Origin of the sequence: Selenomonas sp. CM52, from assembly GCF_000292955.1 — a bacterium.
Taxonomy (GTDB): domain Bacteria; phylum Bacillota; class Negativicutes; order Selenomonadales; family Selenomonadaceae; genus Selenomonas.
In genome coordinates, this window is sequence record NZ_ALNM01000021.1 from 1 (window position 1) to 25,889 (window position 25,889).

Below are 25,889 nucleotides of genomic sequence, written 5' to 3' on the forward strand. Positions count from 1 at the left end.
TTTTATACGCTTTTCTTACATCACTGTGCCGTCACGATGTCGGCTTCGAACATGCGATTCCATGGGAAGTTGACCTTTATCTCGCGCAGTGCGGGCAGGGGCGGCAGATTGTTATCGGCGAACTCGCGCATCATGCGGTCGGCGCGGTACTGAACGCCGAGGATCTTGTCGTCGAGACTCATGTAGACGCCGCTGCCGCGCAGCCAGCCGAGCTGACGCGCGATCTTGTTGCGGACGTTTGCCTGATACGCCCAATCGTCGAGGTAGCGCGTGAGCAGCAGGCTGTCCCGCGCGTCGTCCGTCATGCGCTCGGCAAGAAGCCCCTCAGCGACGGCAAAGCCCGTGCTGTTCGTCGGGGTATTCCAACCGGCGTAAGCGCGCAGCTTGAACAGCAGATCCTCGCGCTTCAGACCTTCCATGAGTGCGTTGTCCGCGCCGTTCGCATAGGCGACGTCGGCGATGCCGACGGGATAACCTTTGGCGATGTAGTCCTTGAGCAGGTCGAGGAAGTACTGCGTGCCGTCGCGCACCTTGCCGTCGTTCGTGCGGTCGTTCGCTTCATACGTCTTGCCGTTGGGATTCGTATTGACGAGCAGGACGTACTCCGACTTCTCAGGGCGCTGAATGAGGACGGCGCCCGCCGCCGTGGCGGCGGCACGCACCGAGTCCTGAATATGCTCGTCGGAGTAGGCGGGCACGGTGCGCCCACCCGTGCCCTTGTTGTAACGAACGTGGATGAAGGGCATCTTGTGCTCGATATTGTTGACGGCACGCGAGAGCAGGAGAAGGCCGATCTCATCGATGCCCGACATCGTCTGAAACTTCGAGGAGCCGAGTCCTGCGCTGTAGGCGAGGAGCTTCCGGCCTTCCATGTGCGTCTGCGAATACGGCGCATTGTCGTCGCGCCCGAGCACGAAGTAGTCAAAGACGCCGCTCTTCGTATAGTCGATGAGCTTTTCATTCGCCGCAAAGTTCTTCGTGCGGCGGCTCATCCAGTCTTCCATGGACTTTTCAGGAATCAGCTCCTTCAAGAAGGCATATTCCTTCTTTTCCCTGGATGTCAAGCCTTCGACTTCCTGCTTGTCCGTCAGGAGCGTGTAGCGAAAGATGTCCGCGCCGTAGTTCTTGTAATAGCCCGGCTCTTCCGAGCCCGACGCCTCGCCCGAACGCGGCGTGCGCATGATCGAGCCGAAGACGTAGAGCGGCAGCGCGGGATGCGCTGCGCGGAAGTCCTCGAAGTTCTTGAGACGCGCCACGATTTCACCACGCGTGCAGTCGTGCTTCCTTGAGCCTACGAGACTGCCGTAGAGCATCGAGTCCGACGAGATGACGGCGGCACTAACCCCGGACGCATTTTCCTCCGCCCAAGTCCAAAGCTCCTCGGGATGCCCGAGGTCGGTGCGGCTGCCGAGCATGTCGTCGGGCGGCACGATGACCTCGTAGCCAAGTTCGCGCACAACGTCCGCCGTCTGCTTGTCCGAAATCGGACGGTTGTCGTGCGGAATGAACATAATACGCTTCTGGCGCGACATCTCCTCTGCCTTGTCCTTCTTGCCCGCTTCAGCGGCAGGCAGAACGAGGAAGGCGAGCGCGAGCAAAAGCGCTAAGATCTTATACGTTTTCTGCAATTTGCACTTCCCTTCTTTTCACTCTGCGGGAGCCGCATCGTCTGACGTCTCGGCACGCTCTTCCTTCATCTTGTCGCGCATATCTGACCACAGATCCTTCGCGCGGTCGACAGTCACGCGCTCCTTCGTCTCAAGCTCCTTATTGTGCATAAGCATCGACAGATACCGGCCAGCCGTATCGTAGTCGCCGAGGCGGAAATGGATCGCACCGATCAGGTAGATGCAGTCGGCTTCCGTCATCTGTCCTTGCGGGAAAACCTCGCGCGAGCGCGACTCGATGTAGAGCTTGCCGGCTTCCGCGAGGAACTTCTCCTCGTTCTCCTTGTCGCCTGCCTCACGGTAAATCCATGCGAGCGTGAGGTTCAGCCCCGCCTTGTGGGCGAATGTCTCCGTCGTGAACTTCGTGTAGAAGATCGCGAGCTTCAGCGCCTTGATGGCGTCGTCGCGCGTGCGCTGCTCCTTGAACTCGCTCGTCCCATGATGCCCGGCGAGGAAGTCCTGAATCTCCTTCTTCGCCTTCGGTGCGACGCCGTTCAGGAAGTGGCGCTCGTCCTCGGCGTAGCCGCAGTGCTCACAGACCCAGATGCGGTAGTAGTAAGGATTGATGTCCTTGTAGTGCGTGCAGAGGTCGTTGTCGACCGTCTCGGTAATAAGGCGCGAGCGCACCTTCGTCGCACGCGTTTCCATGCTGCAGATCGGGCAGGGCTTCTTCACCACATAGAGATAATCCTTTTCAGCCATTGTATCAGATCTCCTTTGCTGTAATCATATATCTGCAGGGGTGGCGGATCTTTTCCGCCGTCCCATTGCATACGCTACCTTTCGTACAGCTCGCATAAGCCCCTAAGACGCTTCGCGTCCTCTTCGGCATGCGCGAAGTCCTTGAGCCGCCAGCGCCAGTTGATGCCGACGGTGCCGGGCACGTTCATGCGGCTGCGGCTGTCGAGGGCGCGTACATCCTGCATGGGGATGATGACGAGACGCGCGTTCGACGCATAGGCAAACTCGACGAGCTTATCGCAGATGTCCTTCGGCCGGTCGATACGTGCGTTCAGAAGCTCCGCTACCGCCGCCCGCTCGGGGGCGTCGAGATCCTGCGTGAACCAGCCGACCGTCGTATTGTTATCGTGCGTGCCCGTGTAGACGATGGAGTTTTCGGGCACGGCGATTCCGACGCGGCGCATCTCGTTGAAGTTCAGGCAGAAATGCAAAACCTTCATGCCCGGATAGCCGCAGTCGTCGCGCAGTTTCTCGACTTCGTTGGTGATGATGCCAAGATCCTCGGCGACGATGGAAAGGTTCTCGACCGAATTCTCCATCTCTTCGAAGAATGCCTTGCCGGGACCCTTGCGCCAGCAGCCATTGACCGCTGTCTTCGCCTTGCCGTCGATCTCCCAATACGCCTCGAAGCCGCGGAAGTGATCGAGGCGCACGATGTCGACGAGCGAGCAAAGCTTCCGAAAGCGAGCCTTCCACCAGCCGTAGCCGTCTTCCTTCATCGCCGTCCAGTCGTACTGTGGGTTGCCCCACAGCTGTCCCGTCGCGCTGAAGTAGTCGGGCGGCACACCCGCGACCGTCTTCGCCGTGCCGTCCTCGTTGAGCGAGAACAAGTTTTGGTTCGCCCAGACGTCGACGCTGTCGTGCGAGACGAAGATGGGCATGTCGCCCATGATTTTGACGCCCTTTTTGTGCGCGTACTCGTGCAGGTGCTTCCACTCTTTGTCAAACAGATACTGCCAGAACTTCTGGCAGCCGATCTCGTCCGCCAGGCGCTCTCGCGCCGCACGAAGAGCGGCGTTCTGTCGCTCTTTCAGCTCGGGCTTCCACTCGAACCACGGCGCTTTCTTGTTCTCAGTCTTCAAGGCCTCGAAGAGCGCGTAGTCATCAAGCCATGCCGCCTCCTTTTCGCAGAAATCCCGGAAAGCGTCGCTTTCTCCCTGTTTCTGGAAGTTCTTCCACGCACGCTCCAAATGCTTCTTCTTGAACGCCCACGCCCGCTCATAATCGATAAAAGCGGTCGCGCTGTCGGCCGCCGTCTTCACGTCACGCGCCGCGAGCAGTCCGTCATCGATGAGCATGTCGAGCGAAATGAGCATGGGATTGCCCGCGAACGCCGACGGCGATTGATAAGGCGAATAGCCGAAATCGCTGACGGGGCACAGCGGCAGAACCTGCCAGACCTTCTGACCGGCAGCGGCGAGGAAATCGACGAAGCGATAAGCGTCGCCGCCAAGATCGCCGATGCCGTACTTCGACGGCAGGGACGTCGGATGAAGCAGGATGCCCGCTTCGCGCGGGAAGCGCCTTTCCTCCTGCACGGCCTCGTAGATGCGCGCCGAAAGGGGCGGGAGCTTCACGGTCAGGACGCCGCGCTGAACCTGCACGCGTTCCTCCCCTTCGAGGGCTTCCTGCAGCGTTCCCTGCAGGAAATCGCCGACATTGAGCATGACCTTCTCCTCCTGCGTACGACTGCGGTTGATGACGACGACGAAGGCTTCGTTCTTCGCAGGTGCGCCGAACTCGTCCGTGCCGCTTCGGATCGTGCGCGCATAGGCGAGGATGTTGCCCTCGCCCGCGAGCGGCAGGAGGTCGCCCGTTTGAAGCGCCGTATGCTCGTTTCGCAGGCGGATGAGCTTCTTGTACCAGTCGCGCACGGAGATGTCAGGATTCTCCCATGCGTACGGGCTGCGGTTGTACGGATCGCGGAAGCCCTGCATGCCAATCTCGTCGCCGTAGTAGATGCACGGCATTCCCGGATACGTCATCTGCAGAAGCGCTGCGAGGCGCAGCCGATCCGTGCCGAGCTTGTAGTGCTCGGCATCGAGTTTGAAGCGCGACTGATGGATCGCCGGCATGCCGTCGTAGAACGGCGCCTCACCCAAGAGCGTGATCGCTCGCTCGACATCGTGGCTGCCGATGAGGTTCATCATTACATAAAAGTTTTCCTTCGGGTAGTTTTCTCGGAGGCTCTCCAAAAGGCGCATCGCCTGGCGTCCGTCAACGTAGTTGAGCAGGAAGTCCAAAACCGTCTTGCGGAACGGATAGTTCATCGCCGAGTCGATCTCCTGGCCGCAAAGGTACTCGCGCGGCACGCCGTAGCTGATCTTGTTCGACGCGTCCTCCCAGACCTCGCCGATGAGGATCGCATCGGGGTTCGTCGCCTTGAGTTCACGATAGAACGTTTGCGTGAACTTCGCGGGCAGTTCGTCGACGACGTCGAGACGCCAGCCACCGATGCCCGTCTTCGTCCAATGGTGCAGCACGCTGTTCTCGTCGCGGATCACGAAGTCCATGTAGGACGGTGTCGTCTCCGTCACGTTCGGCAGCGTGGAAAAGCCCCACCAGCTGTCGTATTCGTAAGGATACTTATGGAAGTTGTACCAGCTGTAGTAAGGCGACTCCTGCGACTGAAACGCGCCGAGGCTATCGTAATTGCCCTCGCGGTTGAAGTAGATGCTGTCGCTTCCCGTATGGCTGAATACGCCATCGAGGACGATGCGGATGCCCTCGGCCTTCGCCGCCTTCACGAGTTCTTGAAACTCCTCGTTCGTGCCGAAGATCGGATCGATCTTGTGGTAGTCGCCCGTATCGTAGTGATGATTGCTCGGCGACTCGAAAACGGGATTGAGATAGATGACGGAAATGCCAAGCTCCCTCAGGTAGGGAAGCTTTGACTTCAGCCCCTTGATATTGCCGCCGAAGAAATCGTACTGCACGATTTCCCTGGTATCGACATCCTTGTAGTAGCAAGGCTGGTCGCCCCAGTGCGCGTGCACGACGGCGCCCTTCTTCTCGATGATCGCATCGCCCTCGCGGCAGAAGCGATCGGGGAAGATCTGGTACATGACGGCGTGCTTCGCCCAGTCTGGGGTCTTCGCACCCTTGTTGAACACGGTGATCTGGAAAGACGGCGGCGCGTTGTCGTAAATGCCGCCCATGCCGCCCAGATGCTCGTTGTTGTTGCCATAATACCATGTGCCGGAACTCGTGACAACGATGAAGTAATACCATAGCAGGCAGCCGGTATCGGGCAAATCGATGCGCGCGACATAAAAGCGGTCCTGGACGCCTTCCGCCGACTTCGCCTCCAGCTCGATGAGCCTTTCCCCCGCGCCTTCTCGCCAAAGGCGCAGAATGACCTTCGATACTTCGTCCTGCGTCCGGATGCGAATGCCGAGTTGGACGGAGGATGATGCCTCGGCGGGTCCCACGGGCGAGCGGTAAAACACATCTTGCGAGTTGTGCTCCGCTTCTCGTTGCGCCATAATATCGCCTCCTAAATTCTTCGAAAAAGCAGGGAAATCCGCTAGGAAGGCACCGATAGAAACGCACTTCCCTCTTCCCCTTCTCTACTTTGTTTCGTCTTTTCTTCGCAGAAAATTAATAGGCGAGAAAGGCAAGAAAGCCCAACGCAAGCGTTGGGCTTTGCCAAATCTCACTTCGCCAATAATTTCTCATAGAGCGCCTTGTACTCTCCCGCCGATTTCTTCCAGCTGAAGTCCGCCTGCATGGCGTTCTTGACAATCTTCTGCCAGATTTCGAGCGTACTGCATTCGCGGATGGCGCGCTTGACGGCGTACATCATTTCGTGCGCGTTGTAGTTGCTAAAGAGGTAGCCCGTGCCCTCGCCCGTCTTGTTGCTGAACTGCGTGACCGTGTCCTTGAGTCCGCCCGTCTCGCGCACGACGGGAATCGTGCCGTAGCGCATGGCGATGAGCTGGCCGATGCCGCACGGCTCGTAGTTCGACGGCATGAGGAAGACGGTCGCGCCCGCATAGATGCGCTGCGCAAGCTCGTTCGAGAAGCGGATGTTCGCCGAAACCTTGCTCGGGAAACGCCACGCGAGACCCTTGAACCAATCCTCATAGACCTTGTCGCCTGTGCCGAGGACGACGAACTGAATGTTCTCGTGCTGCAGGATCTCATCCATGACGCGCACGATGAGATCGAGCCCCTTGGGCGGCACGAGGCGCGAGACAAGCGCGACCATCGGGATCTGGCGATTTACGGGCAGCCCGAGCTGCTTCTGCAGCGCGACCTTGTTGTCGATCTTGCGGTCGATGGACGTGATGTCGAACGTCTCGTAGATCGCCTTGTCCGTCGCCGGGTTGTAGACGTCGTAGTCGAGTCCGTTAACGATGCCGTAGATGTCCGCGCTCCTCTTCCTAAGAAGTCCGTCAAGCATCTCGCCGAAGTATTCGTACTGGATCTCCTCGGCGTAGGTGCGCGACACCGTCGAGATATAGTCGGCGTAGGTCAGGCCGCCCTTCATGAAGTTGACGGCATCGTAGAATTCCAGATCGCCGTTCGTGAAATACTTCCAGTCAAGTCCTAAGACATCCTGCATGACGTTCTTCGGAAAGACGCCCTGATACTTGAGGTTGTGGATCGTGTAGATCGTGCGGATCCTCTCGTAGCGCGCATCCCCCATGTGCTCAAGCTTCAAGAGCACGGGAACGAGTCCCGCGTGCCAGTCGTTCGCATGGATGATGTCGGGCCAGAAATCCATCGCTTCCAGGAGATTCAGGACAGCGCGCGCGAAGAAGGAGAAGCGCTCCGCATCGTCATCGTAGCCGTAGAAGCCCTCGCGGTAAAAGTATTCTTCATTGTCAATGAAGTAGTAGGTCACGCCATCCATGACGAGTCGGTCAACGCCGACGAACTTGTCACGCCATGCGACATTCAGCGTGCCGTCGTAAAGATGTTCCATCTTGTCGATGTATTCCGCTGAGATCTTGCCGAACTTCGGCATGACGACGCGGATGTCAACGCCCTGCTTGACGAGTTCCTTCGGGAGAGATCCCGCAACGTCCGCCAGACCCCCGGTCTTGGCGAACGGCACCGCTTCAGCAGCAACATAAAGTACCCGCATGATATGAACCCCCTTCTCTTCTGCGGGGCTTCCAGCCCCTGCCCCGCAGCGCACCATCTTCTATATCGCCCGCACCCGCCTCGGAAGGCTCGCGCCTTCCCCAAGGCGGACGAAGCTGTCATTTCCCCACGATCATTGGGCAGCCGCTTTCTTCTTGCTGCTCTTCTTCGGCGGTTTCGCCGACTTCTTCGCGCCCTTCGCCGTCTCTGTCTTGCGCGGACGAGCCTTGGCGGCAGTCTTTTTTGCCTCGCCGCCCTTCGGCTTCTTCTGCGAGGCAACAGACGGCTTCTTCACCGTCTCGGTTTTGGAAGACGCCGCCTTCTCTTCGTGCGCCTTCTCCCCCTCTGCCGCTTCGCGGGGCGACTGCTCTGCCTGCGGCGCTTCTTTCTGCGCCGAATCGCTCACCTCCGCCGCCGGCTTCTTCGGCTCTTTTTCCTTCTTCTTCTCCGCGCCCTTGACGACGAGGACTTCCGTCTCCTCTTCAGGCGTGGAGCGTTTGACAAAAGGGAGCGTATCCTTGTGCCTCAGATAGATCGTGGCCATCGGCGGCACCGTGATGACAAGCGACTGCTCGCGGTCATGCCAGGGGACGTCCTCCGTATGAAGATCGCCCTCGTTTTTCACGCCCGAGCCGCCGAACTCCTCGGCGTCGCTGTTGAAGACCTCGCGGTATTCGCCCTTCTTCGGCACGCCGATGCGGTAGTCATGTCGCACCTCGGGCGTGAAGTTGCAGAGGACGACGAGGAAATCCGCGTCATTGTCGGCCTTTCGGACGAACGTGATGATGGAGTTCTCGCTGTCGTTGCAGTCGATCCACTCGAAGCCGTTCCAGTCGAAGTCAACTTCCCAGAACGGGCGGTTTTCCTTGTAGAACTTGTTCAAGGCGCGCGAGTATTCGAGCATCTTCGTGTGCATCGGGTACTCCTCGACGAGGTGCCAATCGAGGCTGTCGTCGTAATTCCACTCGATGAACTGCGCGAACTCGCCGCCCATGAAGAGGAGCTTCTTGCCCGGATGCGCCATCCAATAGCCGAAGAAGCCGCGCAGTCCCGCGAATTTCTGCCAGTAGTCACCGGGCATCTTGCTCACGAGCGAGCACTTGCCGTGCACGACCTCGTCGTGCGACAGGGGCAGCACGAAGTTCTCGCTGAAGGCATACATAAAGGAGAACGTGACCTTGTCCTGATTCCACTTGCGGTAGATGGGGTCGAGGCTCATGTACGAGAGCATGTCGTTCATCCAGCCCATATTCCACTTGTAGTTGAATCCCATGCCGCCCATGTAGACGGGCTTCGAGATCAGAGGCCATGCCGTCGACTCCTCGGCGATCATCAAAGCGTCGGGATGGAACTTGAAGATCGCCTCGTTGAGCTTCTTGATGAAGTCCATGGCTTCCAGATTTCCCGTGTCGCCGTACTTGTTCGGCTGCCACTCGCCGTCCTTCCTGCCGTAGTTCAGGTAGAGCATGTTGGCGACGGCGTCGATACGCAGGCCGTCGATGTGGTACTCTTCGAACCAGAACATGGCGTTCGAGATGAGAAAGCTCTGTACCTCCGTCCGGCCGTAATCGAAGTTCGTCGTGCCCCACTCCCAGTTCTCGGCGCGCTGTTCGTTGTCCGATTCGTAGAGCGTCATGCCGTCGAAGTGGCGAAGTCCCTGCTCGTCCTTGCAGAAGTGTCCGGGCACCCAGTCCATGATGACGGCGATGCCGTTCGCGTGCGCCGTGTCGACGAAGTAACGGAAGTCATCCGGCTCACCGTAGCGGCTCGTGACCGCGTAGTACCCCGTCGCCTGATAGCCCCACGATCCGTCAAACGGATGCTCGCAGAGCGGCATGATTTCGATGTGCGTATAGTTCATCTTCTTCGCGTAGCCGACGAGCTGATCGGCAAGCTCGCGATACGACAGATAGCCGCCTTCAAGCGTGCGCCGCCACGAGCCTAGATGAACCTCGTACGTCAGCATGGGGTTGGAGTACGACGGATGCGTCTTCTTGCGCTCCTGCCAGGCGGCATCGTTCCACTGATATTTGCTCAAGTCGTAGAGGCGCGACGCCGTATTGGGCTTCTTCTCCGCATAGAAGCCGTAAGGATCGGCCTTCATGATGTGCGGGCCGCCCCACTGCGGCTCGATCGCATACTTGTAGACCTCGCCTTCTTCGAGCCCCTCGATGAACGTCACCCAGATCTCACCGTCGCCGATCTTTTCCATCGTGTGCGTGCGCGTGTCCCAATTGTTGAAGTCGCCGACGACGCTCACGGACTTCGCATGAGGCGCCCAGACGGAAAAGCGCACGCCCTTCCTGCCGTCCTTCTCCACGAAGTGGGCGCCGAGCATCTCGTAAGCGTGGTAGTTGGTCCCTTGGTGGTATAAGAATAAATCGAACTCACTCAAAGCAGATACGTTCACAAAAATTCCTCCCAGCTTAGAAAAACTCTAGGAAACGCGGAGAAAACGCGCATGCGTCAAGATGCGACGCTGCATTCTTCCGCACTTCCGTCAGCCCTCGCTTCGATGCGGGAAGACACTCCCGCTGTCCGGGCCTGCGGCTTGCTTTGCAGCTTACTGACCAGATGCGATATTCGACCGCCGCCCCTGCGGCTTCGCGCAAGGGGCAGCAAACCGGCCTTCCGTCAGACGATGATCGCCGGCTTCACATGCCAGATGTCGTCCGCGTACTCCTTGATCGTGCGATCCGAAGAAAATACGCCCGAGTTGGCGATGTTGATCGCCGACGACTTGAGCCACGCAGCCTGATCCTCGTACTTGCGGTTCATGTTCTTGTGCGCCCTGTCGTACGCGCCGAAATCCTTCAACACGAAGAACTCGTCGTTGCCCTGAATCAGGTAATCGCGCAGCGAGTGGAAGTCACCGTAGGTGCCGTCGACGAGCTGCGAGACGACGAGGCGCACGGCGGGATTCGTGTTGTACTCGTCCCACGCCTTGTAACTGCCCGTCGCGTAGTAATTCAGAACCTCCTCTGCACGAAGGCCGAAGATCTCGCAGTGCTCGCGGCCAACCGCCTGGCTGATCTCAACGTTCGCGCCGTCGAGCGTGCCGAGCGTCAGAGCACCGTTCATCATGAACTTCATGTTGCCCGTGCCTGAGGCTTCTTTCGAAGCCGTCGAAATCTGCTCAGAGATGTCGGCTGCCGGATAGACGATCTCGCCGATAGAAACGCCGAAGTTCTCGATGAAGACGACCTTGAGCATGTCGCTGACCGCCTTGTCGTTGTTGACCTTGTCGGCGACGGCGTTGATCAGGCGGATCGTCTCCTTCGCGATGTAGTAGCCGGGCGCCGCCTTGCCGCCGAAGAAGCGCGCCGTCGGCGGAATGCGGAAGCGCTTGTTCGTCTTCAGCTCATGGTAGAGATACATGATATGCAGGATGTTCATGATCTGGCGCTTGTACGAATGGATGCGCTTGACTTGAACATCAAAGATCATGTCAGGATCGACGAGGATACCACCATGCATGTGGATATAGTCGGAAAGATCGACCTTTCGGAGGCGCTTGATCTTCGAAAGTTCCGCCAAAAACGCTTTGTCCGTCACATGATCGTTGAGGTGAGAGAGCTGATCGGGCGCCTTCTGCCATGCGTCACCGATCGTCTCGTCGATGAGCGCGGTCAGCTCAGGATTCGCGCCGATGAGCCAGCGGCGATGCGTGATGCCGTTCGTCTTGTTGTTGAACTTCGTCGGATAGTAACGGTTGAAGAACTTCAACGTGTCTTTCTTCAGGATGTCCGTATGGATCGCTGCGACGCCGTTGACGCTGTGGCTGCCGACAATGGCGAGCCGCGCCATGTGCACCTGCCCGTCCTCGATGATGGAAAGCTCGCGCACCATCTGCTCGTCGTTCGGGAAGCGCCTGCGCACCTCCTCGATGTGGCGGCGGTTGATCTCCTCGACGATCATGTAGATGCGCGGCAGAAGCGGGCGGAACATGTCGATCGGCCACTTCTCCAAGGCTTCCGGCATGATCGTATGGTTTGTGTACGCCATCGTCTCGCGCGTGATCTCCCACGCCTCGTCCCAGTCCATCCTCTCTTCATCGACAAGGATGCGCATGAGCTCAGCGACGGCGACCGCCGGATGCGTATCGTTGATGTGAATGGCGATCTTCTTCGCGAAATCCTTGATGTTCATGCCCGCGAGCAGGTAGTGGCGCACGATGCTCTGCACGCCCGCCGACACGAAGAAGTACTCCTGGATGAGGCGCAGGCGGCGCCCTTCGTAGGAGCTGTCGTCGGGGTACAGGTACTCCGTGATGCTCTCGACGAAGTTGCGGTATTCCTTCTTCGCCTGGATCTGCTCGTGCGTCATTGTTCCATAGTCGGAAAAATCGCGGTTGACTTCGGCGTTCCACAGGCGCAGCGTATTGACCGTATTGTTGCGGAAGCCGACGATCGGCACGTCGTAAGGAATAGCCATGACCGTCAGGTAGTCTTCGTGTACAAGAGAGAGGCTGCCGTCCTCCTCCTTCATGTAGGCATTGCCATTGAACTTGACGTTGACCGCCTTGTCCGCCTTGCGATACTCCCACTCAAAGCCATTGCCGAGCCAGTTGTCGGGAATCTCGACCTGGTTTCCCTTGATGATCTTCTGCTCGAAGAGTCCGTACTGATAGCGTATGCTGCAGCCGTGCCCGGGAAGCCCCAAAGAGGCCATCGAGTCGATGAAGCAGGCTGCGAGACGTCCGAGACCACCGTTGCCAAGACCCGCGTCCGGCTCCTCTGGGAAAACCTGATCCAAATCGACGCCAAGCTCTTCCAAGGCGTCGGAGAAAAGCTCCATTTCACCCAAGTTGACGAGATTCGAACGCATGAGCCGCCCGAGCAAGAATTCGATTGAAAAGTAGTAAACCTGCTTGTCGCGACGCTTCGTGTACGCCTTGTTCGTCTTGACCCAGTTCTCGCTGATGTACTGTTTCACGACGGCAGCAATGGTCGCATAAACCTCATGCGACGTGAGGTCGGCGAAATCGCTGCCCCACAGGATATGCGCCGTAGCCAGAAACCTTTGTTTCAAACCTTCCTTTGCCAGCCCCAGCTCATTCCTCTTGTTTGCCATGAGATCAGTCCTCCTAACTTACATTGGCAGCCACTTGGATCTACACGCCTTTCACAAAACGGATCACCGCGCAGTGAAACTCCCCCGAGCGCTTCGACGCACAGAGACGCGGACGAAATGCAGACTGCTTTCTTGCTCTTCTTGCTTCATGATTTCATTGACGAAAAGCCGCCCCGTGCGCCCCACCTTTTCCACGAGGCAAGCGCCCAGGAGCGGCTTCCTTGCGGGCGCGCCGCTGGCGCACCCTTCTATTAGACTACGGCATTCTTACTGACGATCAGCGGGTAGTTTGGCGCCCCCTTGAGCCAGCGTCCCTTCGTGATCACGACGTTCTTGTCGCAGATCACATTTTCGACAAGCGCGTCATCCTCAAGGTCGCACTTCTCCATGATGATGGAATTCCGGATCTTGACGCCCTCGCCCACCGTCACGCCGCGGAACAGGATGCTGTTCTCGACCTCACCGTAGACGACGCAGCCGTTGGCAACGAGCGAGTTCTGGACGTGCGCGGATTCTTTGTACTGCACGGGTACACCGTCCTTCGACTTCGTGAAGATGAAGCCGTTCTGCATAAAGAGCTCGTCCCAATTCGCAGGTTCGAGCGCCTCCATGTTTGCACGGTAGTACGAGGCGGTCGAGGCGACACACGCCGTATAGCCCTCGTGCATACAGCCGTACATCGTGTAGTGGTCAGCGCGGCGGATGATACCGTCGAGCACGAGATCCGTGCCGCCGTGCTCGTATGTCGAGCGCACCATGTCGACGAAGATGCGCTTCTCCATGAGCAGCGCTCCGTTCGACACCTTCGAGCCTTGATAGACAACAGGCTTCATGGCGATGTCCTCGATGAGGCCGTTCTCCGCCGTCTCGATGACGACACTTTCATCCGACACCTCTTCTTTGGCAATGTTGTAGACCATTGTGATATCCGCATTCGTATTCTGATGGAAACGCAACACAGGCGCGAAATTCATATTGTAGATGTAGCTCGCGTTTGCGAGAAGCACATACTTCTGTGCGCTGTGCTCGACGAAGTCGATGTTCTGATAGAAGGTCTTGAGGTCGCCGGGACGCGTGTCCTTGTCGCCCTTTGCGGGCGGCAGATAGAACATACCCTCGTGACGCCTCGCGAGATCCCAGTCCTTGCCCGAGCGCAGGTGATCCATGACGGAACGAGACTGCTCAGGCAGCACGATGCCGACATGGCTGATACCGGAGTTGACCATGCTCGAAAGTGCGAAGTCAATGACGCGGTAGCGCCCTGCAAACGGCATGGAGCCGATGGGCCGTCTTTCGGTCAGCTCCTTGATGCGCCCGCTGTCTTCCTGCAGGTTGATGAGTCCCATGACCGTGTTCACAATGCTTCACTCCGTTCCTCGAAATCTTGCTGCAAGTGTCTCAGCCCGCCTGCTTGCTTCCGGCCTCTGCTGTTATGACCTCATTCTCGGGAATGACGGCGATCGCGCCTTCCTCGCCCTCGACCTTAGCGCCGGCTGCAATCGTCGCCCCCTGTGCGAGGATTGCATGATCGACGACGGCACCGTCCTCGATCTTCGCGAACGGCATGATGACCGAATTCGTGACGCGTGCGCCCTTGCCGATGCGAACGCCCTGGAAGATCACGGAGTTCTTCACCTCGCCGAAGACCATCGAGCCTTCGCTCACCATCGAGCGGCTCACATGCGCCTCGCGCCCAATGTAGTGCGGCGGCAGCGACGGATTGGACGAATAGATGCGCCAATTGCCGTCGAGGGCAAAGGGCGGCTCGTCCTGCAAAAGATCCATGTTCGCCTGCCACAGGCTCTCGATCGTGCCGACATCCTTCCAATAGCCGTCGAAGGCGTAGGTGAAGAGACGCGCTTTGTCGGCGAGCATCTTCGGGATGATGTTCTTACCGAAGTCGTGGCTCGACATGGTGTCCTTCGCATCCTCTTCCAGGTACTGCTGCAGAAACTTGCGGTTGAAGATGTAAATGCCCATCGAGGCGAGGTTCGACTTCGGTTCGGACGGCTTCTCCTCAAACTCGATGATGCGCCCATCCTTGTCGGCGTTCATGATGCCGAAGCGAGGTGCCTCTTCCCACGGCACCTCGATGACGCCGATCGTCGCTTCCGCCTTGTGCCCCTTGTGCGCCTCAAGCATCCACGAGTAATCCATCGTGTAGATATGGTCGCCCGAAAGGATTAGCACATAGTCGGGATCGACGATGTCGATGAAGTTGATGTTCTGATAGATGGCGTCCGCCGTTCCCTGATACCAGTCGGCGCCCTTCTCGCGCGCATAGGGCGGCAGAATGAAGACGCCGCCGTCCTTCTTGTCGAGATCCCACGCGCTTCCCGTGCCGAGATAGTTGTGAAGCTCCAGCGGACGGTACTGCGTGAGGACGCCGACCTTGTCGATGCCGGAATTGGCGCAGTTGCTCAAGGGAAAATCAATGATGCGGTACTTGCCGCCAAACGGTACGGCGGGCTTTGCGATCTTCTTCGTCAAGGCGCCCAGGCGACTTCCCTGCCCACCCGCCAAGATCATGGCCAGATACTCTGTTTTTCTCATAAAAATCCCTCCCCGGGGCGCAACTTGCCGCGCCCATATTTCACCTTGCTAACCATCGCGCTTTTCCGCCCATGCGGAGGAAACGAATGTCTTGCTCTTTCGTATTTTCTTACGTTTTTATATCTATTCCACAAAACACGAAGATTTCCTGCTGTAATAGCCGCGGAAAATGTTTTTTTCTCGTTTTTTCAAACGCTTGTCCACGGAACGCAGCACATAAAAAGGGCGGCCGCACGCCGCCCGTCAAAGAAAAAGCATGGCGATCGCCCCGATGAAGAGCGCTATGCCGATGCCCCGCAAGAAGCCTGATGTCGCCTTGCCGAAACTCCCGAGGTACTTTTCCGCGAGCGGCTGCAAAAAGAAGAGCAGAATGGAGACCGCAGCGATGAGAAGCGGCACATCATGCGTGTAGAGTGAGTAGCCAAGTCCGAGGATGACGAGCGTGAGGTTGCGCTTCGTGTTTCGTCCGCGCGTCTTTTCCTGCGCCTTCACCTCTGGTGGCGGCTTCGGGATTCGCCGATAATGATACGATTCGCTCATGTCGTCCTCCTACAGGCGCGAAGCGCTCGCACAAAGCCCCGAGAGCTTCGCATAGAGGTTCTTGCCCGGGCAGAGCGTCGAGTTGAAATCGCGATGGCCAAAGACCGTACCCTCGCCAGGCTTTAGCTTGTAGCGATGCGAAAGTTCCGCGATGAGTCGCATGGCGGAATCAAGCTGCACGGTCGTCGGTTCTGCCTGCTCGAAATTGCCGACAAGGTTGATGCCGATCGACGTCGCGTTGTGGTGCCAGCAATGCGCGCCAACGGCGTCGAGCGGACGCCCGCGCTCGATGATGCCGTTCTTGTGCACGACGAAGTGATAGCCGATGCCCGACCAACCGTTCTGCAGATGCCACTGGTGAATCGTCGCTGCCGACACCTCGCGATCCGTGTCGCCGATATGGTGCAGGATGATGCTGTCCGTGAAGCTTCGCTTGTCGAGCTCCAAGAACGTCAGATTCGTCTCCACGACATGCACGCCGTTCGAGATGGCTGCCTTCGCCTCCTCGGGCACGAGGAGACTCGGCGCGACATAGGCGCCTGCGGCAAGAAGGACGGCATTTTTGAGGAAATTTCTGCGATTCATATAGGAGATACCCGCTTTCTGTTTCTGGTTCACTCTTGGTTCATTTTTCGTTCATGCTGATTCCGTGAGCACGCGCGTTGAAAAGCCGCCCGCCCCATCGAGATGAAGTTCCCTTTCGTGCTGCTCTCGAAGCGTCGAGCGATGCCCGACGCTCACGATGCCCATCTCGGGCAGCTCGTGCGCGAGCATTTCATACATTTCCTGCTCGCGCGCCTCGTCGAGCGCACTCGTCGCCTCGTCGAGGAACGCCCACGCGGGGCGCACGAGCAGGATGCGTGCAAAGGCGATGCGCTGCTGCTCGCCAAGCGAAAGGATGTGGCTCCAATCGGCAGTCTCGTCGAGCCGCGGAAGAAAGGCTCCCATGCCGACGAGCCGCAGGGCACGCTCCATCTCCTCGCGCGGCCCTTGCGCCGTCAAAGGATAAGCAACGGCACGCGCCAGCGTGCCGAGCGGCAGATAAGGGCGCTGTGAAAGGAAGAGCCGCTTTTCATTCGCTGGGAACGCCGCGCGGCCATGCGCGAACGGCCAAAGCCCCGCAAGAGCGCGAAGAAGCGTCGACTTGCCCGCGCCCGACGCGCCCGTGACGAGAAGCGCTTCGCCCGGTGCAAGCGAAAACGAGCAACCTTGCAAAAGTTCCGTGCCGTCGGGCAGGGAGACGCAAAGTTCTTCCACTTCGAGACCGCCTGAAGACGTCGAAAGCGTGACAGCGCTCTCCTTGGCATCGACCTCTTCCATGTGCGCCGTGAAGCCGCTCAGTCGACGCACGACAGCCGCATACTCGGCAATCGAGCCGTATGCCTCGACGAAGTAGGAAAGCGCGTCCTGCACCTTGCCAAAGGCCGAAATCGTCTGCATGAGTCCGCCCAAGGCCATCTCCCCGCCGAAGTAGCGCGGCGCCGCCATGACGAGAGGCACGATGATCGCGAGCTGCGCGTAGCCGTTGATGTAGAAGTTCAGGATCTTCGTCTGACGCATGAGTTCGCGGAAGTTGCCGATGACGCGCGCGAAGCGCTCGGAAAAGCCGCGCACCTCCTGCGTCTCGCCGCCGTAGAAGGCGACGCTCTCGCTGTTTTCGCGCACGCGCATCATGCTGAAGCGGAAGTCTGCCTCGAAGCGCTGCTTCTCGAAGTTCAGCCCGATGAGCTTCCTGCCGACACGGTGCGCGCCGACCGTGCCCAAGACGGAGTAGATGAGCGAGAACCACAGCATGTAGCCGTAGATGTGGAACTCCCAGCTGCCGACAGGAACGGTCAAAACGCCTGACAGATTCCACAAGACGACGGCAAACGCCGCGAGCGTCGTCAGCTGCTTCAAGAAGCCCACGGAGAGTGTGAGCGTCAGCTCGACGAACTGCCCGATGTCCTCCGATATTCGCTGGTCGGGATTGTCCGTGCCCTCGACGAGCGTTTCGAGCTTGTAATAGGCGCGGTTCTCCATCCAGCGTGCGAGGTAGCGATCCGTGAGCCATGTGCGCCATTTGATCTGCAACATCTGCCGCAGATAGATGGCGTAGACGGCGACGGCGATATGCACGAAGGCGAGAAAAGCGAACTTGCCGACGAGCGGCCAGAAAAGCTCGTACTCGTAAGCCTGCAAAGCGTTGTAGAACTCGTTGTACCAATCGTTGATCAGGACGAGCATGCCGACCGCAACGAAATTCAGCGCGATGACGACGGCGAGAAGCCCTCGCGCCTTCCACTTCTCCTCGGAAAACCAATAGCCGCGAACGATCGCGCGGCAGATGCGCCAGACGCTCTTCTTCTCCACAAACTCTCCCCTATCTCTTCTTTGCTACGACCTTCCATTGAAAAGCATGCAGCTCTTTCGCATCGACATCCGGCGGCAAAAGGGTGGCAAGCTGCGCGATAAAGGCCTGATCTTGTTCGCTTTCTGCAATCTTTGAATCAAAAACCTCCTGCAGTTCAAGACCGGCCTCCTGCAAAAGCGCAACAATCTCCGTGCGCGTGAAAAAACGAAGATGCGTGCGATCGAGGATTCCTGCTTCCTCGTACTGCCAGCGGCCTTTCAACATCATGCGGAAGACAGAGAAATGCATGATATTTGGAACACTGATGATGACACATCCGCCGGGCTTCAAAACTGCGGCAAGATTTTTCATCGTCTGCCAAGGTTCTCGCAGATGCTCAATAACATCGCCCAAGATGATGTAGTCAAACTTCTCATACCACGCAGGTCGATCCAGCTTCTCCACATTGAGCGCCTCAACGACGGCAAAGTGGCGTGCCATCTCCGCCGCTTTTTTATCAAATTCAATGCCATAGACTTCCGCCTTAGGATTCGCATTGCGAATAGCAAGGAGCGTTGCCCCGCAGGCACAACCAACTTCAAGCACATTGAGTCCATCTTTTTGGAGGTCCATATGCTCCAAGAGTTCCGTGCGCGGTATGAAAGAATACGAATAACTCAAGCCATACTTTTGTGTAAATCTCGCATCATCTTGTGCATCATAGAACAATTCAAAAGCATTTTCATGGGCAAACGCCCCGCACGCTGCAATACAAGGCCGATCTGCCTGCCAAAAACGCAGGCAGAAATCAAGCATGAGGAACGGAGTCGTACGAAACTCCTCCGAGAAGCCTCCCATGTCCAGCAGAGTTTGGCGCTGCGTCAAGAAGCAGAAATCCAGGGAAACCGAAACAGGCAAAACGTCCAAATTCACGGATAAATCTTCGGAAAAGCGGAGCAACCCCTCTGCATCTTGATAAGGAGCACACCGGTCTGCGGCCAGCGCCTGCACCCGATCCAATCCCCAAGGATCCTTCAACATCGGCACAACGAGAGAGATGCCATCAATGACGCCCGCTGCCCGCTGCATAGCGCGGAGTGCCGGCCGCACAAGGACGTAGGGCGCTGCTGAAAACAAAATTTCCCGTCCGCTCGCATATTGAAGCGCCGCGTTGCATGAAGCCGCTATACCTGCTCCCCTGCCGTCGAAGAGCACCGCAGAAGGATCTTGATCCAAAAAAGTCACGGCCTCCGCATTCTCGCCGCAGTAGACAAGGATGCGCTCGTATTCCTCTCCCGAATAATTTTCCTGCAGGTATGCCCGCACCATGCGCGCTTCCTGCACATCCCCCGTCAAAAGCATAACGATCGTCAGCATGCGCTTCCACCTTTCCGCGCGAATCTTTCTCACGTCCACACTGTTTCAGTATAACGGCTTTCATCGCTTCACGCAAGGACTTCCTTATGTTACAATGGAGGAAAGTTTTGTCTGCTGCTCCTCCCTCCGCGAAAGGAAAAAACCTATGCCATCATACAAATACATCCTGCTCGCTCTCATCTTCCTATCCCTCGTGCTGCTCTACCGCTGGCTTCCCAACCGAAAGATCTGGGCTCTCTTCTCCCTCACGCTCCTCTTAGCGGGAGCGGCGGCGTTCTGGAGCTTCCCGCCACCGCCCGCGCCCAAGATGACGGAGGAGGAGCGCAGCGAGATTCATCAGCAGCAGGAAATCTTCACCGCCTGGTACGACGAGCACAAGAAGAACATCACGCAGCTCGACTACAACTGGCAGCAGTACCACAACATCCTCGAGAGCTTCAAGGAGGGCGCGATCGACATCCAGACGGCCTATGTGCGTCTCACGCAGCTCGCCGAGGATGCCAAACACACGCGTGACGCCGTCGACGCACACATCCCGCCGCTCGCACTCAGCGGCATCAACTACGATCTCTGCGCCGCCGTGCGGCAGAAGACGCTCGCCTACGCCGAAGCGCAGCAGCAGGCAATCAGTCGCACGAAGAACGCCGCAGACCCCGCGCAGCTCCTCACGCGCGATCCCGCCGAGCAGAGCCGTATCCTGGAGGACACGATGATCCGCGAATCGCCGCCAGGCCTCTTCCTCGCCGAAGAAATCAGCGCACTGCGCGAAAATCTCACGATTTCGCCGGAAAAGGACGAATAAAATGGGAGCTTCGCATACGTCAAGGACGTATGCGAAGCTCCCATTTTATTTCATTCAGCCATTTCTCGCCGCTGCGACGCGTGCGCGGTATAGGCTGCGCAGCCTGTGCCAGAGCATCGGCACGACGAGCATCGGCACGCCCATGTAGAATGCCTGCCGCAGGTCGGGTGTGAAAGCGAGCACAACGAGGCAGAAGACCTGCGCCCAGATGCCAAAGAGCGTCACGTAAGGAAAGAACGGCGTCTTGTAGCGCAGGGTATGCTCCAATCCCTCGGCGATGAGGCGGCGGCGGAAGCGGTACTGGCTCCAGCAGATCGAGATCCACGCGATCGCCCCCGTGCAGCCCGACACCGCGAGAAGATACGTATAGACCGCCGAATCGGGATCAAACGTGTAGAGCAAGATGACGAGCCAGCACGCCGAAACCGACATGAGGATGGAATTGCGCGGCACGCCCTTGCTGTTGATCTGGGCGAGAAAGGCCGGCGCCATGTCCATGCGTGCGAGCGAATAGAGCGCCCGCGCACTCGAATAGAGACCCGAGTTCGAGCACGACACGGCGGCCGTCAGAACGACGAAGGCGAGCGCGGCCGCCAAGGAGTCGAGGCCGTGCGCGGCGAGCGCCGCCGCAAAGACGCTTTCGGAGATGCTCGCCTCTTCCCACGGCAGAATGGAGATCAGGAGGGAGATCGGGACGATGTAGAGCGCGATGATGCGCCATGTAACGTTGCGCACGGCGATGGGGATGCTCTTTTCCGGCTCTTTGCACTCGCCCGCCGCAAGGCCGATGATCTCCGTACCTTGGAAATTCACGAGGATGATGACCATCGTCAGGACGATCGCCCACCAGCCGTTCGGTGTGAATCCGCCGCTCGAAAGGAGGATGCGCGTGCCGATAAATCCCTCTCCGCCGAAAAGGCCAAGACAGATGAGCGCCGCCACGACACTGAAGGCAACCAAGGCCAGGATCTTCACAAGGGACAGCCAGAACTCGCTCTCGCCGAACTTGTCGACGCGAAAGAGGTTCAGCACGGTCACGACGAGGCCGAAGAACACAGCCCACCACAGTTGGCTGACTTCGGGCACGAAATTGTTCATGATGATGCCCGCGGCGATCATCTCGGACGGCACATACGCCATCCAGTTGAGCCAGTATGCCCAGCCCACGCCGCACGCCCACGTCGAAGAGATGTTCTCTCGCGCATAGGCAACGAAAGAACCCGAAACAGGCTTGGCAACCGCCAGCTCCGCCAAGGAGAGCATGACGCAGAGCACGATGACCCCACCCAAAAGATACGCCAGGATCGCCGCCGGCCCTGCCTTTTCCAGCACATACCCCGTGCCGAGAAAATAGCCGCTGCCAATGACCCCGCCGAGCGAAATCATCTGCACATGCCTGTTCTTCAACCCTCTGTTCATCTGCGTCCCATTCATGGCCTTGATAACACAACCTTCCGTATGATGAAGTTAAAACCCCCTAGAGAAACCCTCTGCACGAATACAGCTTAAGGACAATACTACACCAAACGCAGGGAAATGCCAAGCGAATATTTCTGAGAATCGCAAGAATTTTTACCACTCCGAGCCCTCTCGTTTTTCACTGGGAGATGTGTTACTATATATAGTATATAGTAGACGCATACGCATCCACAACGAACGTTGCGGAATTAAATCATAAGGAAGATCAGAAAGCACATGGAAAATTTCACGACGATCGAAACGGGCGGCACAGCCGAATATGAGATTCAGCGATCTCGCTTCATCGCCGAAGCCGCTCACGCGGCAACGGAAGAGGAAGCGCGCGCCTTCCTGCTTTCCTGCAAGAAGAAGTATTACGACGCACGCCACAATCCGAGCGCCTGGGTGCTCGGCGCAGGCGGCGAAAGGCAGAAGTCGAACGACGACGGCGAGCCGGGCGGCACCTCGGGCAATCCCATCTTGGAAGCGATCAAGAAGCGCGGCCTCGTCGATACCGTCGTCGTCGTCACGCGCTACTTCGGTGGCATCAAACTCGGCGCGGGCGGCCTCATCCGCGCCTACGGCCACGCCGCACACCTCGCGCTCGAAGCCTCTTCCCTCGTGCGCAGCCTGCAGCTTACGCGTCTCGCCGTGACGGTCGACTACACGCTTCTCGCACTCGTCGAAAACTTCGTGCGGCAGGAGGATCTTCGCACGGAGGATGCGATTTACGAGGAAAAGGTCACCTTGCTGCTGCTGTTGGAAGAGCGACAGCTCGCTCCCGTTCAGGCGGCTCTGACAGACCTCACTGCGGGCAGAGCCATCTTTGAGGAACGCGGCACGGTCTGGGGCAAGGCGACGGTCTAAAAAACGCAAAACCTGCCGGAGAGCAGGGCAAAGCCACTATATTCGACTTGCATGAAAACAGTAAAGTATGCTATACTGTGACTGGCAAATGTACCTAGTATCATAACCGATACGCGAAAATCCCCCAAGATTGCAGCTTGGGGGATTTTCTATTCCCTTATTGCAGGTGGGCTTACTCCCTAGGCTCGTCGCCGTCGTTCTCCCTCTCATCGAGCCATTTGCTAATGTGATTGGCAATTACACCAGCCAAGATGGAGAGAATAAATGTACCTAACATCACCGATACCCTCCTTCCCGTGCCAGTCTGGAGGCGGCAACGCATAAAGTATAGCATAGTTCAGAGCAACATTCCACAAACTTTGCCTACCACAGGATTCAGACAGAATAAGAGCCGCCCGTGCGGACAACGCGGGCAGCTCTTATTCTGGAAACTCCCTTCTTCACACTCTCGGCTCGCGCAAAATCGGCTCGACCACCTGCGGAAACCTCGCACGCAGGTAGTTGCTGATCGTCTCGCCGATGAAGCGCTTCGCCGCGCTGTCGGGATGCAGGCCGTCGGTTGTGTAAATATCCTCAAGCTGCCCTCGCTCATCGGAGAGAACCGTCGTGATGTCGACGCAGTAGGGCTGCGACAAGATCCAGCGGTTGAGCGCCGCCTGCTCGTCGCTCCAGTTGGCGGGCGGATTCTGCGCATACTGCAGCTTCGCAATCTTCGCGGGATTGAGCGAAGTGACCGTAGAGAAGACAGGCGTGATGCCGTGCGCCGTGCACTTGTCGCGGATGCGTGCGAGCACGGCGATGATATCCGTCGCCCTGCCGCCCACGCGATAGTTGTTCACGCCTCCCATGATGACGAGGATCTTCGGGCGAAACGGCAGCACGTCGCGTTCGAAACGCGCTTCCATCGCCTCGACGGTATCGCCTGAGTAGCCGAGGTTCTTAATGGGAAATGCCGCGTACGTTTCCCAATCGTAGATTGCGCGGTCAGGGCCGTAGACGATGGCGCCGCCGCCGTGCGTGATGCTGTCGCCGAGCGCGGCGACAGCGACGGGAGACTTAACCTCGAACGGCACGTTCTCCGACCAGCCGCTGATGGGCTGGCGTGCAGCGTCAAGGGCACGCACCTTCCAGTAGTAATTGCCGGGCGTCGTGAAACCGTAGGTATCGTAACAGGTGAGGTCGGTCGCGTAAAGCATGTGCAGGAGCGCGGGCTCCGTCTTGCCTCGCTTCCAAACGGAGACCTCGTACTCAGCAGCCCCCTGCACAGGAATCCACGAGTACGTCGGATAGAGCGGCACATAGTCCATCTTCTGGAATTCGCTCGTCGGATGCGGCGCCGCCGGATCCATCTCGGCCAGCTCGACGGCGGCAGGCGGCGTAAAAGCCGAGCGTGCGTTGCCGTCGTAATCGAGCGCACGCACGCGCCAATAGTGGTTCGCATCGAGCCAGCCGCGTCCTGCGAGCGCGATTTCCACACCGTTGTTGAACACATGCGTGTCGCGGTAGACGACCTTCGCTTTCTCCCCCGTGCCCTCCTCGATGACGAACTCGTAGCGCACGGCGTCGGCGACGGGCTGCCACAAGAAGCGCAGCTTCTTCGGCAGCTTGCGCACCACCTCCTTCCCCTCAGGATTCACGGACATCGGCGGCTTTGCGCCTGCCGCCGCCCTCTCGTCCATACGTTCATTCTTTGCATTCGCATCCTCCTCCATGGGAGCGCCCGCCTCCTTCTGCGCCGCATCGCGCTCCAGCACGATCGTACGGTCCTTCGTCGCGGCATACGCCGTCATGTGCGCTTCGCCCAAGGTCGCCGCAGCTTCCGCGCGCTCCGCTCCCTGCGGCGAAAGTGCCGCCGCCGCAAGGCACAAAGCCAAGGCGGCGGCACTTTTTTTCCAATAGCAATGATAGTTTTTCTGCAAGTTCAACCCTTCTCCTCCGGATCGAGCGGCATCGGCCGAAGCTCGCGCGACTCGTCGTATTGCATATTCGTGATGATGCGGCCAAGACGCGTGCCCGACAAAAGATTCCATGTCCACTTTAAGAGCACCGTCGTATTCGTATGTGCGCCCGCGAGACGCAGGAGGTGGACGAACATCCAGACGACCCAGGCGATGAAGCCCTTCATCTTCGTGCCGTTCATATTGACGACGGCCTCCGTCCTGCCGATCGTCGCCATCGCGCCCTGATCCTTGTAGTGGAACGTCTCCAAGTTCTCATCGCCCGCGATCAGTCGCTTGATATTGCGCGCAGCGACGGCACCGCCCTGCGTCGCGACGGGCGCGACCGTCGCCAACGGGCGCTCCGTGCCGTGGCAGAAGGAGGCGCAGTCGCCGATGGCGAAGATGTCGCGCTCGCCCTCGACCTGCAGCTTCTCGTTGACGATGACGCGTCCTGCGCGGTCGCACGCGAAGCCGAGCTTACTGATGATCGGCACCGCCTTGACGCCCGCCGCCCAAATGACCGTATTCGTCGGAATGACCCGTCCATCCTTCAAGATCAGGCTGTTCTTGTCGCAGCCTGCGACCTGCGTATTGAGCATGACGTCGATACCTTTCTTCTCCAAGACGCGCACCGTTTCCTGCTGCAGATCGGGCGGCATCATAGGCAGAAGCCCGCCCGTCGCCTCGACGAGCTTGACGCTGATCTCATCGGGCGAAAGATTGTGATACTCGTCCTTCATGATGAGGTTGATGACCTCGGCCAGAGAGCCTGCGAGTTCGACGCCCGTCGGGCCGCCGCCGACGACGACGAAGTTCAGCATGCGGCGGCGCTCCTCCTCATTATGCTCGATCTTGTTGGCGCGCTCGAACATGTGGATGACATGATTGCGGATGTGCAGCGCCTCCTGCAAGGTCTTCATCGGGAAGGAATGCTCCTCGACGCTCTCCATGCCGAAGAAATTCGTCGTCGCGCCCGCCGCGAGAACCAGATAATCGTAGGGAATCTCACCGTGATTCGTGATGACGACCTTGCGCTCCTTGTCGAGACCGCGAAGCTTCGCCATGAAGAGATCGACGTTTTTGTTATGGCGGAAGAACGCGCGGATCGGATAGGCGATCTCATCGGTCGAAAGAAGTGACGTCGCGAGCTGATAGAGCAGCGGCTGAAAAAGATGGAAGTTGCGGCGATCGACGATCGTGATGTCAAGGCTCTTATCCTTTGCCAGTTCGCGTACGACCTTGACTCCGCCGAATCCTGCGCCGACGACGACGATGCGTGTTTTCTTGCTCATGTTCTTTCTCCCTTCCTGGGTGCGGGAAACTCCCCGACTTGGCAGCGGCGCGAAAGTGCATCGGCTCTTCGGCAGCCATCATTCGTTTCGCGCCAGAAAAACTTATTAACATATAAATTTGATATATAGAAAAAAGCGACGCGGAGGCTCATGCCG

18 protein-coding genes are annotated in these 25,889 nt (G+C 58.3%); 2 read left to right on the forward strand and 16 right to left on the reverse strand.

Translation table 11 applies throughout. The annotated features are described in order from the left end of the window. Nucleotides 1–20: 20 nt before the first annotated feature. From HMPREF1153_RS05175 to HMPREF1153_RS05230, 12 genes are all read right to left on the reverse strand, one after another. Nucleotides 21–1,628, reverse strand: coding sequence for a DUF4127 family protein (locus HMPREF1153_RS05175; RefSeq protein ID WP_009645890.1), 1,608 nt, complete (start codon nucleotides 1,626–1,628; stop codon nucleotides 21–23). 18 nt (nucleotides 1,629–1,646) lie between these two features. Continuing rightward, nucleotides 1,647–2,369, reverse strand: a complete 723-nt coding sequence (locus HMPREF1153_RS05180; RefSeq protein WP_009645889.1) for a DUF2225 domain-containing protein — start codon at nucleotides 2,367–2,369, stop codon at nucleotides 1,647–1,649. A 74-nt stretch (nucleotides 2,370–2,443) separates the two neighbouring features. After that, nucleotides 2,444–5,893 carry a 4-alpha-glucanotransferase gene (gene malQ, locus HMPREF1153_RS05185; protein WP_009645901.1) on the reverse strand — a complete coding sequence of 1,150 codons (3,450 nt, stop codon included), beginning with the start codon at nucleotides 5,891–5,893 and terminating at the stop codon, nucleotides 2,444–2,446. A gap of 170 nt (nucleotides 5,894–6,063) precedes the next feature. Beyond that, nucleotides 6,064–7,500: a glycogen synthase GlgA gene (gene glgA, locus HMPREF1153_RS05190; RefSeq protein WP_009645903.1), complete on the reverse strand. Its 1,437-nt coding sequence runs from the start codon at nucleotides 7,498–7,500 to the stop codon at nucleotides 6,064–6,066. Between the two features lie 132 nt (nucleotides 7,501–7,632). After that, nucleotides 7,633–9,909 (reverse strand): 1,4-alpha-glucan branching protein GlgB, encoded by a 2,277-nt coding sequence (glgB, locus tag HMPREF1153_RS05195; protein WP_037369934.1) that lies wholly within the window; start codon nucleotides 9,907–9,909, stop codon nucleotides 7,633–7,635. Nucleotides 9,910–10,133: 224 nt separating this feature from the next. Beyond that, entirely contained in the window at nucleotides 10,134–12,572 is a 2,439-nt protein-coding gene (locus HMPREF1153_RS05200; protein WP_009645898.1) for a glycogen/starch/alpha-glucan phosphorylase, read from the reverse strand. 251 nt (nucleotides 12,573–12,823) lie between these two features. After that, a complete protein-coding gene (glgD, locus tag HMPREF1153_RS05205) occupies nucleotides 12,824–13,930 on the reverse strand; it encodes a glucose-1-phosphate adenylyltransferase subunit GlgD (protein WP_009645892.1) in 1,107 nt (368 codons plus the stop codon). Nucleotides 13,931–13,970: 40 nt separating this feature from the next. Further along, the gene (locus tag HMPREF1153_RS05210; RefSeq protein ID WP_009645888.1) at nucleotides 13,971–15,125 is read right to left on the reverse strand and encodes a glucose-1-phosphate adenylyltransferase; all 1,155 of its coding nucleotides are present in this window, start codon (nucleotides 15,123–15,125) and stop codon (nucleotides 13,971–13,973) included. A 243-nt stretch (nucleotides 15,126–15,368) separates the two neighbouring features. Further along, nucleotides 15,369–15,665: a hypothetical protein gene (locus HMPREF1153_RS05215; protein ID WP_009645904.1), complete on the reverse strand. Its 297-nt coding sequence runs from the start codon at nucleotides 15,663–15,665 to the stop codon at nucleotides 15,369–15,371. A gap of 9 nt (nucleotides 15,666–15,674) precedes the next feature. Then, nucleotides 15,675–16,250, reverse strand: a complete 576-nt coding sequence (locus HMPREF1153_RS05220) for an N-acetylmuramoyl-L-alanine amidase (protein WP_037369936.1) — start codon at nucleotides 16,248–16,250, stop codon at nucleotides 15,675–15,677. A gap of 51 nt (nucleotides 16,251–16,301) precedes the next feature. After that, entirely contained in the window at nucleotides 16,302–18,017 is a 1,716-nt protein-coding gene (locus tag HMPREF1153_RS05225) for an ABC transporter ATP-binding protein/permease (protein ID WP_009645899.1), read from the reverse strand. Nucleotides 18,018–18,027: 10 nt separating this feature from the next. Further along, complete coding sequence (locus HMPREF1153_RS05230; RefSeq protein WP_232208203.1) at nucleotides 18,028–19,038, reverse strand: class I SAM-dependent methyltransferase; 1,011 nt, start codon at nucleotides 19,036–19,038, stop codon at nucleotides 18,028–18,030. A 481-nt stretch (nucleotides 19,039–19,519) separates the two neighbouring features. Between HMPREF1153_RS05230 and HMPREF1153_RS05235 the strand changes: the two genes are divergently transcribed. Beyond that, nucleotides 19,520–20,176 (forward strand): hypothetical protein, encoded by a 657-nt coding sequence (locus tag HMPREF1153_RS05235; RefSeq protein ID WP_009645895.1) that lies wholly within the window; start codon nucleotides 19,520–19,522, stop codon nucleotides 20,174–20,176. A 54-nt stretch (nucleotides 20,177–20,230) separates the two neighbouring features. On the opposite strand, the gene HMPREF1153_RS05240 is transcribed toward HMPREF1153_RS05235, so the two are convergent. Next, the gene (locus tag HMPREF1153_RS05240; protein ID WP_037369940.1) at nucleotides 20,231–21,595 is read right to left on the reverse strand and encodes an amino acid permease; all 1,365 of its coding nucleotides are present in this window, start codon (nucleotides 21,593–21,595) and stop codon (nucleotides 20,231–20,233) included. Nucleotides 21,596–21,871: 276 nt separating this feature from the next. Here HMPREF1153_RS05240 and HMPREF1153_RS05245 point away from each other — a divergent pair, with 276 nt between their 5' ends. After that, nucleotides 21,872–22,501, forward strand: a complete 630-nt coding sequence (locus HMPREF1153_RS05245) for a YigZ family protein (protein ID WP_009645893.1) — start codon at nucleotides 21,872–21,874, stop codon at nucleotides 22,499–22,501. A 172-nt stretch (nucleotides 22,502–22,673) separates the two neighbouring features. On the opposite strand, the gene HMPREF1153_RS05250 is transcribed toward HMPREF1153_RS05245, so the two are convergent. From HMPREF1153_RS05250 to HMPREF1153_RS05260, 3 genes are all read right to left on the reverse strand, one after another. After that, on the reverse strand, nucleotides 22,674–22,778 hold the full coding sequence (locus tag HMPREF1153_RS05250; RefSeq protein WP_232208205.1) for a nitrate reductase: 105 nt from the start codon (nucleotides 22,776–22,778) through the stop codon (nucleotides 22,674–22,676). Nucleotides 22,779–22,941: 163 nt separating this feature from the next. After that, nucleotides 22,942–24,420, reverse strand: coding sequence for a GDSL-type esterase/lipase family protein (locus HMPREF1153_RS05255; RefSeq protein ID WP_232208207.1), 1,479 nt, complete (start codon nucleotides 24,418–24,420; stop codon nucleotides 22,942–22,944). A gap of 2 nt (nucleotides 24,421–24,422) precedes the next feature. Then, entirely contained in the window at nucleotides 24,423–25,733 is a 1,311-nt protein-coding gene (locus HMPREF1153_RS05260) for an NAD(P)/FAD-dependent oxidoreductase (protein WP_009645905.1), read from the reverse strand. Between the last annotated feature and the right edge of the window lie 156 nt (nucleotides 25,734–25,889).

Excerpts from the sequence above, each read along its gene's own strand:
- glgA (WP_009645903.1), bottom strand. The coding sequence starts at position 7,500 with ATGCGGGTACTTTATGTTGCTGCTGAAGCGGTGCCGTTCGCCAAGACC.
- HMPREF1153_RS05245 (WP_009645893.1), top strand. The coding sequence starts at position 21,872 with ATGGAAAATTTCACGACGATCGAAACGGGCGGCACAGCCGAATATGAG.
- HMPREF1153_RS05215 (WP_009645904.1), bottom strand. The coding sequence starts at position 15,665 with ATGAGCGAATCGTATCATTATCGGCGAATCCCGAAGCCGCCACCAGAG.
- HMPREF1153_RS05180 (WP_009645889.1), bottom strand. The coding sequence starts at position 2,369 with ATGGCTGAAAAGGATTATCTCTATGTGGTGAAGAAGCCCTGCCCGATC.
- HMPREF1153_RS05260 (WP_009645905.1), bottom strand. The coding sequence starts at position 25,733 with ATGAGCAAGAAAACACGCATCGTCGTCGTCGGCGCAGGATTCGGCGGA.
- HMPREF1153_RS05230 (WP_232208203.1), bottom strand. The coding sequence starts at position 19,038 with ATGTTGAAGGATCCTTGGGGATTGGATCGGGTGCAGGCGCTGGCCGCA.
- HMPREF1153_RS05250 (WP_232208205.1), bottom strand. The coding sequence starts at position 22,778 with ATGTTAGGTACATTTATTCTCTCCATCTTGGCTGGTGTAATTGCCAAT.
- HMPREF1153_RS05235 (WP_009645895.1), top strand. The coding sequence starts at position 19,520 with ATGCCATCATACAAATACATCCTGCTCGCTCTCATCTTCCTATCCCTC.
- HMPREF1153_RS05240 (WP_037369940.1), bottom strand. The coding sequence starts at position 21,595 with ATGAACAGAGGGTTGAAGAACAGGCATGTGCAGATGATTTCGCTCGGC.
- HMPREF1153_RS05200 (WP_009645898.1), bottom strand. The coding sequence starts at position 12,572 with ATGGCAAACAAGAGGAATGAGCTGGGGCTGGCAAAGGAAGGTTTGAAA.
- HMPREF1153_RS05220 (WP_037369936.1), bottom strand. The coding sequence starts at position 16,250 with ATGAATCGCAGAAATTTCCTCAAAAATGCCGTCCTTCTTGCCGCAGGC.
- malQ (WP_009645901.1), bottom strand. The coding sequence starts at position 5,893 with ATGGCGCAACGAGAAGCGGAGCACAACTCGCAAGATGTGTTTTACCGC.
- HMPREF1153_RS05210 (WP_009645888.1), bottom strand. The coding sequence starts at position 15,125 with ATGAGAAAAACAGAGTATCTGGCCATGATCTTGGCGGGTGGGCAGGGA.